Annotated in this window: 9 protein-coding genes; 5 read left to right on the top strand and 4 right to left on the bottom strand. The window is 44.7% G+C overall.

What is annotated here, in order from left to right:
* Positions 1 to 158: 158 nt before the first annotated feature.
* Positions 159 to 962, bottom strand: coding sequence for a metallophosphoesterase family protein (locus tag AAA942_RS06605; RefSeq protein WP_338219453.1), 804 nt, complete (start codon positions 960 to 962; stop codon positions 159 to 161).
* A 901-nt stretch (positions 963 to 1,863) separates the two neighbouring features.
* On the opposite strand from AAA942_RS06605, the gene AAA942_RS06600 reads away from it, so the two are divergent.
* Positions 1,864 to 2,772 (top strand): hypothetical protein, encoded by a 909-nt coding sequence (locus tag AAA942_RS06600; RefSeq protein ID WP_338219452.1) that lies wholly within the window; start codon positions 1,864 to 1,866, stop codon positions 2,770 to 2,772.
* Positions 2,773 to 3,417: 645 nt separating this feature from the next.
* Here AAA942_RS06600 and AAA942_RS06595 read toward each other — a convergent pair.
* The 3 genes from AAA942_RS06595 to AAA942_RS06585 form a co-directional block, all read right to left on the bottom strand.
* On the bottom strand, positions 3,418 to 4,251 hold the full coding sequence (locus AAA942_RS06595; RefSeq protein WP_338219451.1) for a sugar phosphate isomerase/epimerase family protein: 834 nt from the start codon (positions 4,249 to 4,251) through the stop codon (positions 3,418 to 3,420).
* Positions 4,252 to 4,576: 325 nt separating this feature from the next.
* Positions 4,577 to 8,254 (bottom strand): phosphoribosylformylglycinamidine synthase, encoded by a 3,678-nt coding sequence (purL, locus tag AAA942_RS06590; RefSeq protein ID WP_338219450.1) that lies wholly within the window; start codon positions 8,252 to 8,254, stop codon positions 4,577 to 4,579.
* 415 nt (positions 8,255 to 8,669) lie between these two features.
* Positions 8,670 to 9,476 (bottom strand): alpha/beta fold hydrolase, encoded by an 807-nt coding sequence (locus tag AAA942_RS06585; protein ID WP_338219449.1) that lies wholly within the window; start codon positions 9,474 to 9,476, stop codon positions 8,670 to 8,672.
* Positions 9,477 to 9,697: 221 nt separating this feature from the next.
* Here AAA942_RS06585 and AAA942_RS06580 point away from each other — a divergent pair, with 221 nt between their 5' ends.
* From AAA942_RS06580 to AAA942_RS06565, 4 genes are read left to right on the top strand one after another with little or no spacing between them, the layout of a single operon-like run.
* On the top strand, positions 9,698 to 10,306 hold the full coding sequence (locus tag AAA942_RS06580; protein ID WP_338219448.1) for a TetR/AcrR family transcriptional regulator: 609 nt from the start codon (positions 9,698 to 9,700) through the stop codon (positions 10,304 to 10,306).
* Positions 10,307 to 10,320: 14 nt separating this feature from the next.
* Entirely contained in the window at positions 10,321 to 11,679 is a 1,359-nt protein-coding gene (locus AAA942_RS06575; RefSeq protein ID WP_338219447.1) for a TolC family protein, read from the top strand.
* Between the two features lie 36 nt (positions 11,680 to 11,715).
* Positions 11,716 to 12,846, top strand: a complete 1,131-nt coding sequence (locus AAA942_RS06570; protein ID WP_338219446.1) for an efflux RND transporter periplasmic adaptor subunit — start codon at positions 11,716 to 11,718, stop codon at positions 12,844 to 12,846.
* Between the two features lie 3 nt (positions 12,847 to 12,849).
* A complete protein-coding gene (locus AAA942_RS06565) occupies positions 12,850 to 16,254 on the top strand; it encodes an efflux RND transporter permease subunit (RefSeq protein WP_338219445.1) in 3,405 nt (1,134 codons plus the stop codon).
* Positions 16,255 to 16,263: the final 9 nt, after the last annotated feature.

The following is a 16,263-nucleotide window of genomic DNA, read 5'->3' as shown; positions in this document are numbered from 1 at the left end:
GATTTTCCCCTTCCCGAATTCTGGCTATCCATTCAAAAAGAAGGTTCACTTCGATTTCTTTTTAAGTTACTGGTTTTTTGATTGGGTTAGGAAGGAAGGAGGAATTCATTTATAAAAAACCAGCTATTGCCAAATCTTCTTCCAGAGAATACTGATTCTTAAAGATTATGCCCGTTAAGGATCGTCCCGTCCTTTACGGTCTTCAGATAGCTGATTACTTTGCCGTCTTCACCCACCTCGCAGACCCGGTAGGAGGGGAAGGGGTTGCCCCAGCTGCCTCCGAAGTGACCGGACCAAAAGAAGGGCTTTTTCTTATAGAGCATCTGCCCATCCACGTCGTGGTCATGTCCATGGAAGGTGGCCCTGACATTCGAATAGGATGTCACCAAGTCCAGAAAAGGTTTGCAGTCTACCCCGTGCCGGGTCCAGTCGTTTTGGGAGATATGCACAAAAACAAAGACATGGGGAAGTTTCGCGTATTCTTCCAAGATCAGCCCTGCAAATTCCAGATCGGCACAGAGATACTCTCCCTTTTCATTGGAGCAGTCGAGGAGGAGAATGCCTGAGTCTTTGGTGATGAAGGAGAAGTTGGTCGTCTGTCCCATGATCCGCATAAAGTCTCCTTCGCTGACCCGGTCATGATTGCCCCGGCAGACATAGTAAGGTACTTGGAGTTGGTTGTAGACCTTTTTCACTCCGGGAAGCAGGCTGGCTTCGTCGTGAATCAGATCTCCGTTGAAAACCACAAAGTCCACCTCCTTTTCCCGATGGATGGCTTCAATAAGGGCTCGGTGACTTCCTTCAAAGTCGGTATTGGGTTGGCCCCAGTGCCCATCCGAGGCGGTGATAAATTTGAGTCGGGTGGCTTTGGGGAAGTCCATTTTCCCATAGGTAATAAAAGGCATGGTCATCAGTGAAGTACTCGCCAGGGCGAGTTTTTGTAAAAATGGTCTGCGGTTCATGGATGTAAAATAGTGAATTAGTTTTAACTGATTGTACCCTATTCTGAAAGTTGACAAAGTTTCCTTGAATTTTGAGTAGGAAGTCCGATGACCGATGACCGATGATGTCCAAATCAGACTTTCAATTGATTTTCAGGGATTTATGATAGAATGTTGTCAGAGTTCCCCGCTATTCGAGATTTGCATTCTCGAATCACTTTTCTCAGGATTTGCAATCCGTAAATCTAGCTAGGCCTAGACCAACGCATTTAGGTACTTTTGGCTTTCAAAAAGTGACGAATAAAAAACAAACGAGGATGTATAGGCTAGTAAATAGTTGATTTAAGTGTTTTTCTTCTGGCCTTTTTACAAATAGGAAATCTTTCTTTTTCTGTTCTTTTGCCTTGACGCAAAAGAACCAAAAGGTCAAGATTTGGCCAAGCTTCCACCCCCTTAAGGCTCTTGCGAACCCCGCTGCCAAATCAGCCCACCGCACACGTTGTCAATTGGAAGGTTTTGAAAAGAATAATGACTTGATAAAAGGCTAACCAGTACCTAGCGCAAGCCCGCCTGGAGGACGGACAGGTCTCCTGACTTGTGCTCATGATATTCTTTTTATCGTTTTTACGGCTTTTGCTTCTGGCAAGGCCATCCCACACCCTGCTTCTGCGTTAGCCCACCGCAATTGAATTCCAAATTGAGTTTGGTTAAACCAAAAGGGATACTTCCTTTTTCTTGAAATCCTTCTGGATGGAAACAAAGACCGGGGCCAAGTCTTTTTGGCCTTCAAAAGTACCAAGGAAAAAGACTGAACTCTTTCGAATTCATCTGCTTTTCGATATGAAAAATTACCCTGTAAGGTTTTGAAAGTAGCTGAAAAAATATTAAAATTATTCTGTAAATGTATCAAAATCAGAATTTTATGAAGAAGAAAATTGAAAAGAAACCTGAGGTAAAGGCAATAATTCCAAAGGAGAAAATTGTTAAGAATGTTCCTTCTCGAGACAAAAAAGCACCAACGAAAAGCGCATCGATAGCATTGTTTTACTTTGATGATAGTGACTTTTATACCTTGGTACAAAATGCCCAGGTAAACCTGCAGCATTGTATAGATGGGTATAGTAAAAGTGTTTTGTTAAAGGAGGACTTTAAATCGGTGGGGCAAACATCACCTACTGTTTTAAAAAAGCCCAATAAAGCCGTATTCCTGGGGCAGTTGATAGAATTAGCCCAAAATGGGTATTACATTGACGTTTATATCTTCGCTCATGGTAATACCGACATGATTTTTTTCGGGAATAACCTTGTTCTTACCCCGGGGGAATTGGCGGATGCAGTTTCAAAGGAAAAAACAGGACTTAATGAGTTGCCGATCCGAATGGTTTATCAAATGAATTGTTATGGACGTAGTTTTAACCAAACTTGGTTGAGTATTGGTGCAAAAACTACCTGTGGTCCACGCTACGTAAATTTTTATCCTAACCAGTTTAATAAATTTGCAAGTGAATGGCATTCAGGGAACAAATCATTTACCAAATCCTTGCAGGCTTCCAATACTGAATCTTCCCGTACGGTTATGCAATCTTTAATTGCAGCATCCGCAGCATCGGAACTATTCCCTAAAGATTGGGATAAGTGTAGTATTGGCAATACGGTTCTAGGTGACAAAGCATGTGCAAAGAGCTATTTCCTTGCTAGATGGCTTGCTGCAGATGAATGGCAAAATGGTGAATCGGGTAAAGATAACATGAATTATTCCTCATACATGTACCGGGTTGGGCAAACTGACCTAACTAAAAATAATGCGGGGGCGCTTTCTTGGGATTTGTAATTAATTCCAATTTATATTATTCCATCAACCTCTCTAGATGTGGCACTAGTACAGTGTATGCCTAATCACATACATGTGCTATTTCCTTAACTTGCCAAAATATAGATTAACACATTTAATGTCTGATCGAAATTACCTAAATGAGGTTTGGGGAACCGCTATTCGAGATTTGCAATCTCGAATCTCTTGTCTCAGGATTTGCAATCAGTAAATCTAGCTAGGCCTAGACCAACGCATTTAGGTACTTTTGGCTTTCAAAAAGTGACGAATAAAAAACAAACGAGGATGTATAGGCTAGTAAATTGTTGATTTAAGTGTTTTTTCTACTGGCCTTTTTACAAATCAGAAATCTTGACCTTTTGGTTCTTTTGGCTTGACCCAAAAGAACCAAAAGGTCAAGATTTGGCCAAGCTTCTACACCCTCAAGGCTCTCGCGCACCCCGCTGCCAAATCAGCCCACCGCACACGTTGTCAATAGGAAGGTTTTGATGAGAATAATGACTTGATAAAAGGCTAACCAGTACCTAGCGCAAGCCCGCCTGGAGGACGGACAGGTCTCCTGAATTGTGCTATTGCCCTTTGCTATTTGCAATCCCGAATACCCTATCAGACTTCAGATTTCAGCCTAAAAATGATGAGGAAGCCTTATTCCTTAGTCGTCTCAATCACTCCCCGGAAATAGCCGAGTGACTCCGCAATTCCCATAAAGGGATTGTCCATATTTCGCTCGTGCTCTAGACTGCAAACGCCGGTGTAGCCCACTTTTCGGATCATGCTGACCATGGCCGGAAAGTTGATAATCCCTCGGCCTACTTCGATGGAATAGCCTTGTTTGATCGGTCCTGTCACGTCTTTGATATGCATATCAAAAACCCGTGTATGGTATTTTTCCATGTCCGCAACAGGGTCTTTGCCATTTCGGGTGTCATGTCCGATATCCAAGCACATTCCCATTCGGGGATCGAGATTTTTGGTGTGGTTCCAGACTTCGTCGGCATCTTGGTAGATTTTGATATCCGGTCCGTGCAGGTGAATGGCAAATTTGAAATCGTATTCCTTTACTTTTTTCTCCACATAAGGAAGCAATTCCACATTGGGAACTCCCACAATCAGTTTGACGCCCACTCGTTTGGCGTAGTCAAAGGACTTGTCGACATCTGCTTCTGACCTCATATAGATCGGACCCACTGCATACCCAATGACGTCATGAGCCTTCAGTTTTTCATGAAATGCCGCAATCTCTGCATCGGTGCTGTTCATCGGCAAGTGAAAATCCTTGATACAGAGGTAGTGCACGTCCAAGGCTTTCAGGGTTTCTAAAGTTTTGTCGAGATCGAATCGGACGAAGGTGTAGCCTGCTATTCCCACCTTGAAAGTTTCTCCTGTTTCTGGTGGAGGTTGGGGGCCGGGTTTGGTGTCCTGTGCATGACAAACTATAAGGGAAAGGACAAGCAAAAGAGTGAAAACGGTTGATTTCATAGGCTTGGGTTTAGTGTTGATTCCTTCAAACAAGTTAGCAAATGTGACCAAAATAGAGTCCTTAGCTCAGTCAATTCCTGCGGAATCGTTTGCTTGAAAAAGTGGATTGAAGCATTGGAGAAATGAGTTTTCAAATTCCAAAAAATAAAAAAGCGGAGTTTGCAGCTCCGCTTAGTTCTAGAATGATTTCGAGTTATCCCTGAGGGTGAGTTATTGATTTGAAGTTTGAACCAAAGCTTAATCGCCAATTTTCAAATGTTTCAATCTTTCAATTTTCCAATCTACCAAGACCGAATATTGAACATTGAATCATGAATGTCGAAGTTTATTGATGGCTTTCAACCCACTTCCTCGCATTCACAAACGCCTCCATCCAAGGAGTGAAGTCGTCATTTCTATCGCTAGGATAATGCGCCCAGTTCCACGGCTTCAGGCTTCGCTCGATGTGTGGCATGATAGCTAGGTGACGTCCGTCCTCGGAAGCGATACCCGCTGTCGCAAAGTCGGAACCGTTTGGATTGCCTGGATAAGCAGCATAGCTGTATTTCATAGCGAAGTTGTATGCGCTTTCTCCTTTTGGCAGGGAGAATTTACCCTCTCCATGTGCAACCCAAACGCCTAGTCGCTGACCGCTTAGGCTACCCAACATCACGGAGTTGTTTTGAGGCACAGTCACATTCACAAAGCAAGACTCAAACTTATGGCTGGCATTGTGGAGCATTTTCGGTTTTTGATCGTGGTCAGGAGTGACCAGGCCCAACTCAATCATCAGCTGGCAACCATTACAAACGCCTAGGGAAAGGGTATCCGGTCTTGCATAGAAGTTGTCCAGAGCTTGTTTTGCCTTAGGATTGTACAAGAAAGCACCAGCCCAGCCTTTGGCAGAACCCAACACGTCAGAGTTGGAGAATCCGCCTACAAAGACAATCATCTGCACATCGCTCAGGTCTTCTCTTCCGGAGATCAGGTCGGTCATGTGAATATCTTTCACTTCAAATCCAGCCAACCAAAGCGCATAGGCCATCTCCCGGTCCCCGTTCACTCCTTTTTCACGTATGATGGCAGCCTTTGCTTTTCCTTTTTCGGTGCGGTTCGGATTCAGCCCCAGCTTGGAAAAGCTTCCGCTCCAATTTTGAGCAAACTCATAGCTGAGGACTTGATTCTTGTAGTTGTCGAAGCGGTCTTTGGCCAGTTTCTCTCCGCTTTGCTTTCTGTCAAGTAGGAAGGAAGACTTAAACCACAAATCTCTCAAAGGTGCCACTTCCAAGGTTTCGCTTTCCAGGCTTACTTTTCCGTCCAAAGTCACTTCGGCCAGTTCCACAAAGTCGAGGTCAGCTGCAGAAAGAACTTCCTCAGCAGCATGGTCATTGTTAACTTGAAGGAGTATTCCCGGATTCTCGGAGAAAAGGGCCTTGATTACATTGCTCTCTGCCAAACGGCTTTCTTTCACAGCAAGACCGACTTGTTTGCTTGGGAAGCACATTTCCAGCAAGGCGGTCAAAATGCCACCTGAGGAAATATCATGTCCTGCCAGCACCAGACCTTTTTCGATCAATTGCTGGACAGTTTCAAAGGCTTTTGCAAAATAGGCTGCATCGGTGACGTCCGGAGTTTCCTGCCCCACCTTGTTGAGGATTTGGTACAAAGAAGATCCGGCTAGTTTGGCTGCATCTTTGGAAAAGTCCAGATACAAAACTTTGGTGCCTGCCTGAGGCAAAAGGGCAGCTTTCGCAGTCTTTTTTACATCGGTACATTCCCCGACGGTAGAGATAATCACCGTACCCGGAGAGTAAACCACTTTTCCGTCAGGATATTTTTGGGTCATGGAAAGGGAATCCTTTCCGGTAGGAATATTGACTCCAAGTGCTATCGCAAAGTCGGAACAGGCTTTTACTGCCCGATACAAGCGGTCGTTTTCTCCTTTGTTTTTGGCAGGCCACATCCAGTTAGCGGAAAGGGAAACTCCCTTCAATCCATCTGCAATCGGTGCGAAAACCAGGTTGGTCAGGGCTTCGGCGATCGCTAATCGAGAACCGGCTTCAGGATTGGCCAAAGCTGCAACGGGAGCATGGCCGATGGAGGTGGCGATTCCTTTTTCTCCTGTAAAGTCCAAGGCCATCACACCAACATCATTCAAAGGAACTTGGATTTCTCCTACGGTCTGTTGGGTAGCCACCCGTCCGGTTACGGAGCGGTCCACCTTATTGGTCAGCCAGTCCTTGCAAGCTACAGCTTCAAGCTGAAGGACTTCCTGAATGTATTCTTTCAGCTTATTGGGGGCAAATTCAGGTTCGGAGAATTTGGGAGCCAATCCACTTTGGTCTTCCAAGACGGTCTTGGGAGAAGAGCCAAACATGTACGCCAAGTCCCAATCCACCGGTTTTTCTCCGGTTTTTTGATTTTCAAACTTAAAGTGCATGTCTCCGGTCGTCTCGCCCACCACATAGAATGGGGCGCGTTCTCGCTCGGAAAGTTGCTTCAACTGGTCAATGTCTTTTTTGCCGACCACCAAGCCCATTCGTTCCTGGGACTCGTTACCGATGATTTCTTTGGCAGAAAGGGTAGGGTCGCCTACAGGTAGCTTATCGATATGGATGGTGCCACCGGTACTTTCTACTAATTCGGAAAGACAGTTCAAATGTCCACCCGCTCCGTGGTCGTGGATGGAGATGATCGGGTTGTTTTCGCTTTCGGCCATGGCGCGAATCACGTTGGACACCCGCTTTTGCATTTCGGGATTGGATCGTTGAACGGCGTTGAGCTCCAGTGCACTGGAGACTTCCCCAGTATTCAGGGAAGACACGGCCGAGCCACCCATCCCGATTCGGTAATTGTCCCCGCCCATGATTACGATTTGATCTCCGGTTCCCGGTTCGCCCTTTTTGGTGTAGTTGGCATTCGTAAAGCCCACACCTCCGGCTAGCATGATCACTTTGTCAAATCCATGATGCTTTTCTCCCTCCTCATGCTCAAAAGTGAGCAAGGACCCTGCAATCAGCGGCTGTCCAAATTTATTTCCAAAATCGGAGGCTCCGTTGGAAGCTTTGATCAGGATATCCATGGGGGTTTGGTATAGCCAAGGTCTTTCGGGCAGGTCTTTTTCCCAGCTTCGGCCTTTCTCCGACCGGGCATAGGAAGTCATATAAACAGCCGTTCCAGCCAAAGGAATGGATGCGGTTCCCCCTGCCAAACGATCCCGGATTTCTCCCCCTGAGCCTGTTGCTGCCCCGTTGAAAGGTTCGACAGTAGTTGGGAAGTTATGTGTTTCTGCTTTTAGGGAAATTACCGAATCGATGTCCCGGGTTTCAAAAAAGTCAGCCTGATGCTGAGTTTTTGGGGCGAACTGCTGAATTTTTGGGCCTTGGATAAAGGCCACATTGTCTTTATATGCCGAAGCGATCCGGTTTGGATGCTTTTTGGAGGTTTCCTTGATCAGTTGGAAAAGTGTCATTGGCTTTTCTTCTCCATCAATCACAAAGGAGCCATTGAAAATCTTGTGACGGCAGTGCTCGGAGTTGACCTGTGAAAAGCCGAAAACTTCCGAATCGGTCAGTGGCCTACCCAATTGCTTAGAGACATTTTCCAGATAATCCACCTCTTCCTGACTTAGCGCCAGGCCTTCGGACTTGTTGTAGGCTGCAATGTCAGTGACCGGTTTGATGGGTTCGGGCTTCAGGTGAATGTCAAATATTTCCTGATCGAGACCGTCATAGGCCTTTTGAAGCATAGGATCGATTTGGTCTCCTTCAGCCATGGGAAAGAATTCCTCGATGCGCTGAATGCCTTGGATTCCCATGTTGACTGTGATTTCCACGGCATTGGTGGACCAGGGGGTGATCATTTCCTTTCGTGGACCGGAGTATTTTCCGGATACTTTTTCACCCGGAATCTGTCGGGCTTCGCCAAAAAGCCAGGTGAGTTTTGAAAGGTCTTCAGTGCTGAGAGGGTGAGATACTTGAACTCCGTAGATGAGTTTCTGAGGGGATTCAAAGAAGAAAATCATGTCCTTGGGCTGGTAAGTCGCAAAGGTAAGGAATTGAGGGGGAAAGTTGAAAAGTGATAAGGTGGGAAAGTTGGAAAGTATTGTCCGATGTAAGATGACCGAAGTCCGATGAAGGGAGGCAAGAAGTTTAAAGTGAAGTTTGTATGCCTAATTGGGTAACTCCCCCCTCTAGGGGGGCTAGGGGGGTAAATAGGCAAATAAAAAGCAGGGAAGTCGGGAAGCAGGAGAAGTGCTATATGCAAAAGTGGCTGTAGTCCAATTTAATCTCGTAAATCGTAATTCGTACTTCGTAAATAAATGAGCTGGAAGACGGAAGACCGAAGATCGTAGACAGGAGTTTGAATTGGGGAAACTAGGGTTGAGGTTCCTGTAGATGTCGTAAATCGTACCTCGTAAATCGTAAATAAAGGAGAGTTTATTTTCTTTTCAATTGTTCCAAAAGGTAGTCCGCAGTGGCCTCAATCAAGCCTCCATGGCCTACAGGTAGGATGATAGTCTTTATTTGAGGGATTTTGGCACTGAATTTTTTCAGGTTTTCCGCTGTGATCATTTGGTCAAACTCGCCCAAGAAAAGACAAACCGGAGTTTTGCGTCTTCTGGCTGATTGGATGATTTTCCCAAGTCGGGGTTGGAGGCCTCCAGAGATTTTCCATGTGAAATACATTTGGGCCCGCTTGGATCTGGTGTCCATTTGGGTTTGGAAAAATTTTTTCAGGCTGGATTGAATCAATCCCACAGAACCAAGGCCTTCCATGATCTTAAATAAGCCTTTGGGCTTGAAGACTACCTGTTTCATTAAGGGATGAAAAGAGTCCGGATAATTGCTCATGCTGTACCAAAGGCCGGTTTTGACCCCGTCTGGGGCCAGCAGAGTCAGGCTAAGGACGTTTTCAGGAAAAAGTTCGTAAGTAATCAGGCATATTTTTCCTCCCATGCTGTAACCTATCAGGTGGAAATCCGTGAAGTTCAAATGGTTTTGTAAACCACCAATCAATTCCAACCAATTTTTCCTGTTCATCGGCTCTCCGGAATCTTTCCAGGTGCTTCTTCCATGATAAAAAGCATCGATGAAGATAAATTGCTGATTTTCTTTTCGGATCTGCTCAAGAGGAAGCATGTCCTTATGAGTCTGCCCAAATCCATGAAACAACAAAATCACTTCATCACCCTCTCCGATTACCCGGTAGGCTAGGTTTCCCAAGTTGTGTTTGAAATAGTCCAAGGAAGAAAAATTTTATTTCAAAGGTAAGGAATACACGATGTATGTAAGATGTGTTAGAATTTAAAAAGAAATAAAATTTGGTAAAAATTTATTTTTATATAAATTAATTCCATGTTAGTTCGGTTTTTACTTAGTAATAAGTGAAAAATTTTTAAAAAAAACTTTAGAAACCTTGAACCAACTGAAAGTTTCCATAGTTTTGCACTCAAATTCTAAAGCATTTGGAGACACGGAGAAAAATATTGGAAATAGCTAGGGATCAGTTTTCCCGCTATGGGGTGAGGACCGTTACCATGGAGGAATTGGCCAGAATGGCCGGGATTTCAAAAAAGACCATTTATCAAGAGTTTTTGGATAAAAAGGATTTGGTGCGAGAGGTCTTTAGAAATATTCTTGAAGAGGACAGGCAAAAGATGATTTACATCCTAGAGCAGGAAGACGGGGTCATTGACCACCTGGTCAAAATGTCCCATATCATGCGGGAGCGTCTGTCTTCAATGAATCCCATGGTCATTATGGAGATCCAGAAATACTTCCCTGAGGCTTGGAAAATGTTTGAAGAGTTCAAATTACAGACGATCAAGACCGACCTGATTAATGTGATGGAAAAGGGCAAAAAACTGGGCTATTTCCGAGAGGAGATAGATACAGCGATTTTGGCAAAGGCCCGACTGGATCAAATTAATTCAGCTTTTGATCCGGCAAATTTTGCCAACCCCGAGTACAATTTTGTGGAGGAGCAACTGGTGCTGATGGATCATTTTCTACACGGGATATTCACTGAAAAAGGGCGCGAAGCCTACACATCCCAAAAAGCAATTGAAAATTGAAAACAAACCTACCTATGAAAAAGTACCTTTTTGTTTTTCTGAGCTTTTTTCTCAGTCTTCAAGGACTGAAGGCACAGGAGATAGCAGAACTGACGCTAAATGATGCCATTCTTTATGCTATCGAAAACAATGTGAATACCAAAAACGCCCGACTGGAAACGCTCATTTCTAAGGCTACAGTAAAGGAAACCACGGCTCAGGGTCTCCCCCAAATCAATGGATCCTTTAATCTGGATTACAACCCAAGGATTCCGGTAGTGTTTCTACCAAACCAGCCTCCTTTTGGTGATCCTTCCAATCCCAGTGATGTGATTCCCGCCCGATTTGGAGTGAGTTATTCCTCTGGATTGGGGGTCAATTTCTCTCAAATGATCTTTGACGGATCCTTCTTTGTGGGGCTTCGTGCCGCACAGACTTTGAAGCAGTTGACGGAATACGACCTGGACAAAACAGAAAATGATGTCATCGAAAATGTGAAGAAGGCCTACTTTGGAGTTTTGGTCAATGAAGTGAGAATCAGCCTCGCGGAAGCAAACCTGTCCAGAATCGACTCCCTGCTGAAAGAAACCCAAGCTCTGAACGAGGCTGGGTTTGCAGAAAAGATCGATGTGTCCCGAATTCAGGTCCAAAGAAACAACACCTTTACCCAACTCGAGCGGGCCAAGACTTCCTGGCAAGTCAGTAAGGAGCTTCTTAAGCTTCAGATGGGCTTGCCGATGGAAATGGAAATTTATGTCTCTGAAAACCTCAGAGATCTAAATCCGGAAGATCAACTGATCCAACTATTGGCTGAAGAAGGTACCAACCGCGTGGAACTGGATCAGCTAAATACCCAACTCGAACTCACCCAACTCGACCTAAAAAACAACACTGTGCAGTACATGCCCACCATTGATTTCGTGGGCAATATCAGAAGAAACGGTGCCGGCAACGAGTTTGGGACTGTCTTTGACGGAAACAACTGGTTTGGGAGCTCTCTTATAGGGGTGAGTATGAACATCCCGATTTTTGACGGATTGTCCAAGTCTGCCCGGATTCAGAAAAATAGAGTGCAGATCAATCAGCTGGAAAACCAGCGGTTTTTCCTCAATGAAAGTTTCAAAAATGAAATTTTCACAGCTAAAGTCAATCTGAAAAATGATCTGAATATTCTTCAGGTTCAAACGGAAAACCTGAAGCTGGCCCAAGAAGTCTACGATATCGCCCGAATCAAGTATCAGGAAGGCGTAGGTTCCAATCTTGAGGTGGTGCAGGCCGATTCAGACTTGATTGAAGCAGAGTTCAATTACCTGTCCGCCCTTTATGACGGATTGATTTCCAAAGTAAATCTTGAAAAAGCCCTGGGCCTATTGAAGGCCGATTTGACTAACTAAACCAACACTTTCCTTTTCCAAAACTTCTCAAATCTTATGAAATACTTTCCACAACTTTTAAGCTTGGCTGCAGCACTTATGCTGACCGTATCCTGCGCGCAGGATGACTTGACAGCCAAAAAAGAAAAACTGGAGTCTCTCAAGGGAGACTTGGCTAAGATCAATACCGAAATCAAGGCACTTGAAGCGGAGATTTCCGATTTGGATCCGGAATATGCGGAGCAAAACAAAAAGTCCATCCTGATCACCACAGCTGCGGCCCGAAAGGGTGAGTTTACCCATTTTGTGGAGGTGACCGGTTCTGTTCTTTCCAAAAAGAACGTGAGCATCAGTGCCGAGACTGCAGGTCGGGTGATGGAGGTTCCGGCTATCGAAGGAATGAGAGTCAATAGAGGGCAGATTTTAGCCATAATTGACTCCGAGGCCATTGAAAGGAACATCGCCGAAATGGAAAATTCTCTGGAATTGGCCAAGACTATCTTTGAAAAGCAGGCAAGACTTTGGGAGCAGAAGATCGGTACGGAAATCCAATACTTGGAAGCAAAAAACAGAAAGGAAGGATTGGAAAAAAGTTTGGCTTCTCTCAAAACCCAATTGGAAAAGGCATATGTAAGAGCACCGTTTAGCGGTACCATTGAATCCGTTCAGGTGAGATTGGGAGAGTTGGTACAGCCTGGAGTGCCGATGTTTCAATTTGTTGGAGACAGTGATTTGTTTATCGAATCAGATGTGTCCGAATCCTATGTCGGAGTTTTGGCAAAAGGAGATTCTGTGGAAGTTTCGTTTCCTTCATTGAAGAAAAACCTGACGACCAAGGTGTCGGCAGTAGGAGCCATCATCAATCCGAACAACAGGACTTTCAAAGTGGAGGTCTTTTTGCCCAACATGGCTGATTTGAAGCCTAATATGATTGCGGTTTTAAAAATCCAGGACTATAAAAACGAGGATTCGGTGATTGTACCTTCTCATTTGATTTTGTCTGACAACAGAGGTGATTATGTCTTTATTGTTGAAAATGAGACGGCTAAAAAACGATATGTAAAAAGAGGATTGAGCTTCGAAACCGAAACAGAGATTGTAGAGGGCCTTTCCGGCACGGAGACTTTGGTAGACAAAGGGTTCCGTGAAGTAGGAGATAACTTTAGTGTGAACATTGCCCAACTTTAAGCCATGACAGATATTAAAAAACCCAACACTATCCGGGAATTTGGCCTGTCCAGCTTCAGTGTGGACAATGCCACTTCCGTGGTGATTTTGACCTTGATCATCACCGTATTGGGACTAGGGGCTTATAGGACCATGCCCAAGGAGAGTTTTCCCGAGATCGTAATCCCGACGGTATATGTAGGTACTCCCTATCCCGGCAACTCGCCTGTCGATATGGAGAACCTGATCACCAGACCTATCGAAAAAGAACTGAAGTCCCTCAACAATGTGAAGGACATCCGATCCACTTCGGTGCAGGATTTCTCATCCATAGTAGTCGAATTTAACCCAGGAGTAGAAATCTCCAAGGCCATTCAGGATGTAAAGGATGCGGTGGACAAGTCCAAGAGTGAATTGCCTACAGACCTGGATCAGGATCCCAATGTATTGGAAATCAACACCTCGGATTTCCCGATTATGAATGTGAACATCTCTGGACCTTACTCTGAGCAGGAGCTCAAGAAGTTTGGGGAATATTTGGAGGATGCGATCGAAAAGCTTCCGGAAATCTCCAAAGCTGACCTGGCAGGGACGATCGAAAGGGAAATCCAAATCAATGTGGATCCTTATAAAATGGAGGCAGTAGGTGTAAGCTTCGGAGATATCTCCGGGGCAATTCAGGCGGAAAATATCACCATTTCGGGAGGAAACATCCGAAACGGGGATTTTGAGCGGACGGTAAGAGTGGATGGGGAATTCTCTGACCCAATGGATCTGCTAGACATAATCGTTAAAACGGACCAGCAAAAGATCGTCTATCTCCGTGATGTGGCCGAGGTAAAGGATACTTTCAAGGATAGGACGACCTATGCCCGTAGCAAAAACCTTCCGGTAGTCACCATCAATGTGACCAAAAGAAGCGGGGAAAACCTCCTCGATGCTGCGGATAAAATCAAAGAAATCATCCAAACCACCCAGAAAAACCGATTCCCAAGGGACTTGGAAATCACCATTACAAACGATCAGAGTAAGCAGACCCGAACTCAAGTGAGTGATTTGGAAAACTCTATCATCTTCGGGATTATTTTGGTGGTTTTGGTTTTGATGTTTTTTATGGGCTTCCGAAACTCCCTCTTTGTGGGTTCCGCGATTCCGCTTTCCATGTTTATTTCCTTCCTGATTCTGAATGCATTTGGAATCACGCTTAATCTGATGGTGCTGTTTTCCCTGATTCTGGCCTTGGGTATGCTCGTTGACAATGGAATCGTGGTCGTGGAAAATATCTATAGACTGATGCAGGAAGGTAAGCCGATAATGCGTGCTGCAAAAGAAGGAGTAGGTGAAGTAGCCTGGCCGATTATTACTTCAACCGCTACTACTTTGGCTGCATTTCTCCCATTGGCTTTTTGGGATGACTTGGTTGGGGAATTCATGAAATATCTGCCAATCACTCTGATCATTGTATTGTCCTCTTCTTTGTTTGTGGCATTGGTAATCAACCCTGTGATGACTTCACTCTTTATGAAGGTAGAGGATGTGACTAAGGATAAGCCAAAGAAAAAGTTCGTGGTTGTGGCTTTGATCTTCGTGGTCGTGGCAGCGATTTTCTACCTTTTGGGTGTCACAGCCTTGGGTTCTTTGGCTATGGTTGCAGCATTGCTTACTCTATTTAATGTGTATGTGCTCCGTGGGGCAATCCGATGGTTCCAGACCGTCTTTTTGGTCAAATTGGAAAATGCCTACGAGTCCACCTTGAGCTACGCGCTGCATGGCAAAAAGCCTTACATGGTATTCGGCGGTACCTTTGGACTATTGATCCTTTCCTTGGTTCTTTTGGGAATTAGATCGCCAAAGATCCTCTTTTTTCCTGACAACCAGCCTCAACTGGTCAATGTATTCGTGGAGTTTCCTATAGGGACGGATATCGAATATACCAATGACTTTGTGGATAAAATGGAAGATGAAATGATGGTGGCTCTAGAGCCATACAATGACATCATAGAATCGGTCATTTCTCAAATTGGAGAAGGAACAGGCGATCCTTCAGAAGGACCAAGTCAGCAAGCGACTCCCCATAAAGCCAAGATTACGATTGGATTTGTGGATTACATCGACCGTCAGGGAATCGACACCAACGGAGCCATGGAAGTGATCCGGGATCTGGTGGAAAAATATCCCGGCGTATTGATCACCGTGGACAAGCAGAGAAATGGTCCTCCGGTTGGAAAAGCAGTGAATATAGAGTTTGTTGGAGAGGACTACGAGCAATTGATTGCATACGTGGAAAAAACCAAGGAATACTTGGAATCCAATAATATCCCTGGCTTGGAAGAATTGAAAACTGACCTTTCCACAGGCAGCCCAGAATTGATCGTGCAGGTAGATCGGGAAAAGGCCAGAAGATTTGGCCTGTCCACTTCTACCATTGCCACAGAGCTTCGTACTTCCCTTTTCGGTCTGGAAGTTTCCAAGTACAAGGAAGGGGAGGACGATTATCCGATCCAGTTGCGTCTGGATGAGGATTATCGGTATGATATCAACACTTTGGTAAATAAGAAAATCGGATTCAGGGACAAGTTTGGAGAAAAGCGGGAAGTTCCGATTTCTGCCGTGGCAGATTTCAAATACAGTTCTACGTATGGTTCTGTAAAGAGAAAGGATCTGGAAAAAGCAATCACCATGTTTTCCAATGTGCTCGATGGCTATAATCCAACTGAAATCAATTCCCAGATAAAAGTCTTGATGGAGAATTTTGAAGTTCCTGACGGAATCACCGTGAAATTCACCGGAGAACAGGAAGAACAAGCTAAATCCCAAGCATTCCTTCTGAGAGCCTTAGCTATTGCGGTTTCTTTGATTTTCCTGATTATCGTAGCTCAGTTCAATTCGGTCATCAGTCCATTTATCATTATGACTTCTGTGCTTTTCAGTACGATCGGGGTATTCCTCGGCTTGGTCATTTTCAATATGGACTTTGTAGTAATCATGACCGGTATCGGGATCATTTCCCTCGCCGGGGTCGTTGTAAATAATGCCATCGTTTTGATTGATTATACCAATCTGGTCCGTAGCAGAAAAAGAGAAGAAAAAGGAATTCTTCCCAATGAGTATCTGGATTATGAAGACCTTTTGGGAAGTATCATCGAATCCGGAAAAACCCGTCTGCGTCCGGTGTTATTGACAGCGATTACGACTGTATTGGGTTTGATTCCTTTGGCTATCGGTATGAATATCAATTTCAGTACCCTTTTGAGTGATTTTGATCCTCAGTTCTATGTAGGAGGTGACAACGCGGCATTCTGGGGACCCATGGCTTGGACAGTAATATTTGGGTTAACCTTTGCTACCCTCATTACGTTAGTGATCGTACCAGTCATGTATTTGCTGGCAGACAAACTCACAATGAGGTTGCGCAAAGTCAAGGCATGATTGATTAAG

It is taken from the genome of Algoriphagus sp. oki45, assembly GCF_036245605.1.
GTDB lineage: Bacteria > Bacteroidota > Bacteroidia > Cytophagales > Cyclobacteriaceae > Algoriphagus.
Note: the sequence above shows the minus strand (reverse complement) of the source record. Positions and strands in the feature narration are given on the sequence as shown.

Bases quoted from the DNA above. Each gene is read 5' to 3' on its own strand.
- AAA942_RS06605 (WP_338219453.1), bottom strand. From the start codon at position 962: ATGAACCGCAGACCATTTTTACAAAAACTCGCCCTGGCGAGTACTTCA.
- AAA942_RS06565 (WP_338219445.1), top strand. From the start codon at position 12,850: ATGACAGATATTAAAAAACCCAACACTATCCGGGAATTTGGCCTGTCC.
- AAA942_RS06575 (WP_338219447.1), top strand. From the start codon at position 10,321: ATGAAAAAGTACCTTTTTGTTTTTCTGAGCTTTTTTCTCAGTCTTCAA.
- AAA942_RS06595 (WP_338219451.1), bottom strand. From the start codon at position 4,251: ATGAAATCAACCGTTTTCACTCTTTTGCTTGTCCTTTCCCTTATAGTT.
- AAA942_RS06600 (WP_338219452.1), top strand. From the start codon at position 1,864: ATGAAGAAGAAAATTGAAAAGAAACCTGAGGTAAAGGCAATAATTCCA.
- AAA942_RS06570 (WP_338219446.1), top strand. From the start codon at position 11,716: ATGAAATACTTTCCACAACTTTTAAGCTTGGCTGCAGCACTTATGCTG.
- purL (WP_338219450.1), bottom strand. From the start codon at position 8,254: ATGATTTTCTTCTTTGAATCCCCTCAGAAACTCATCTACGGAGTTCAA.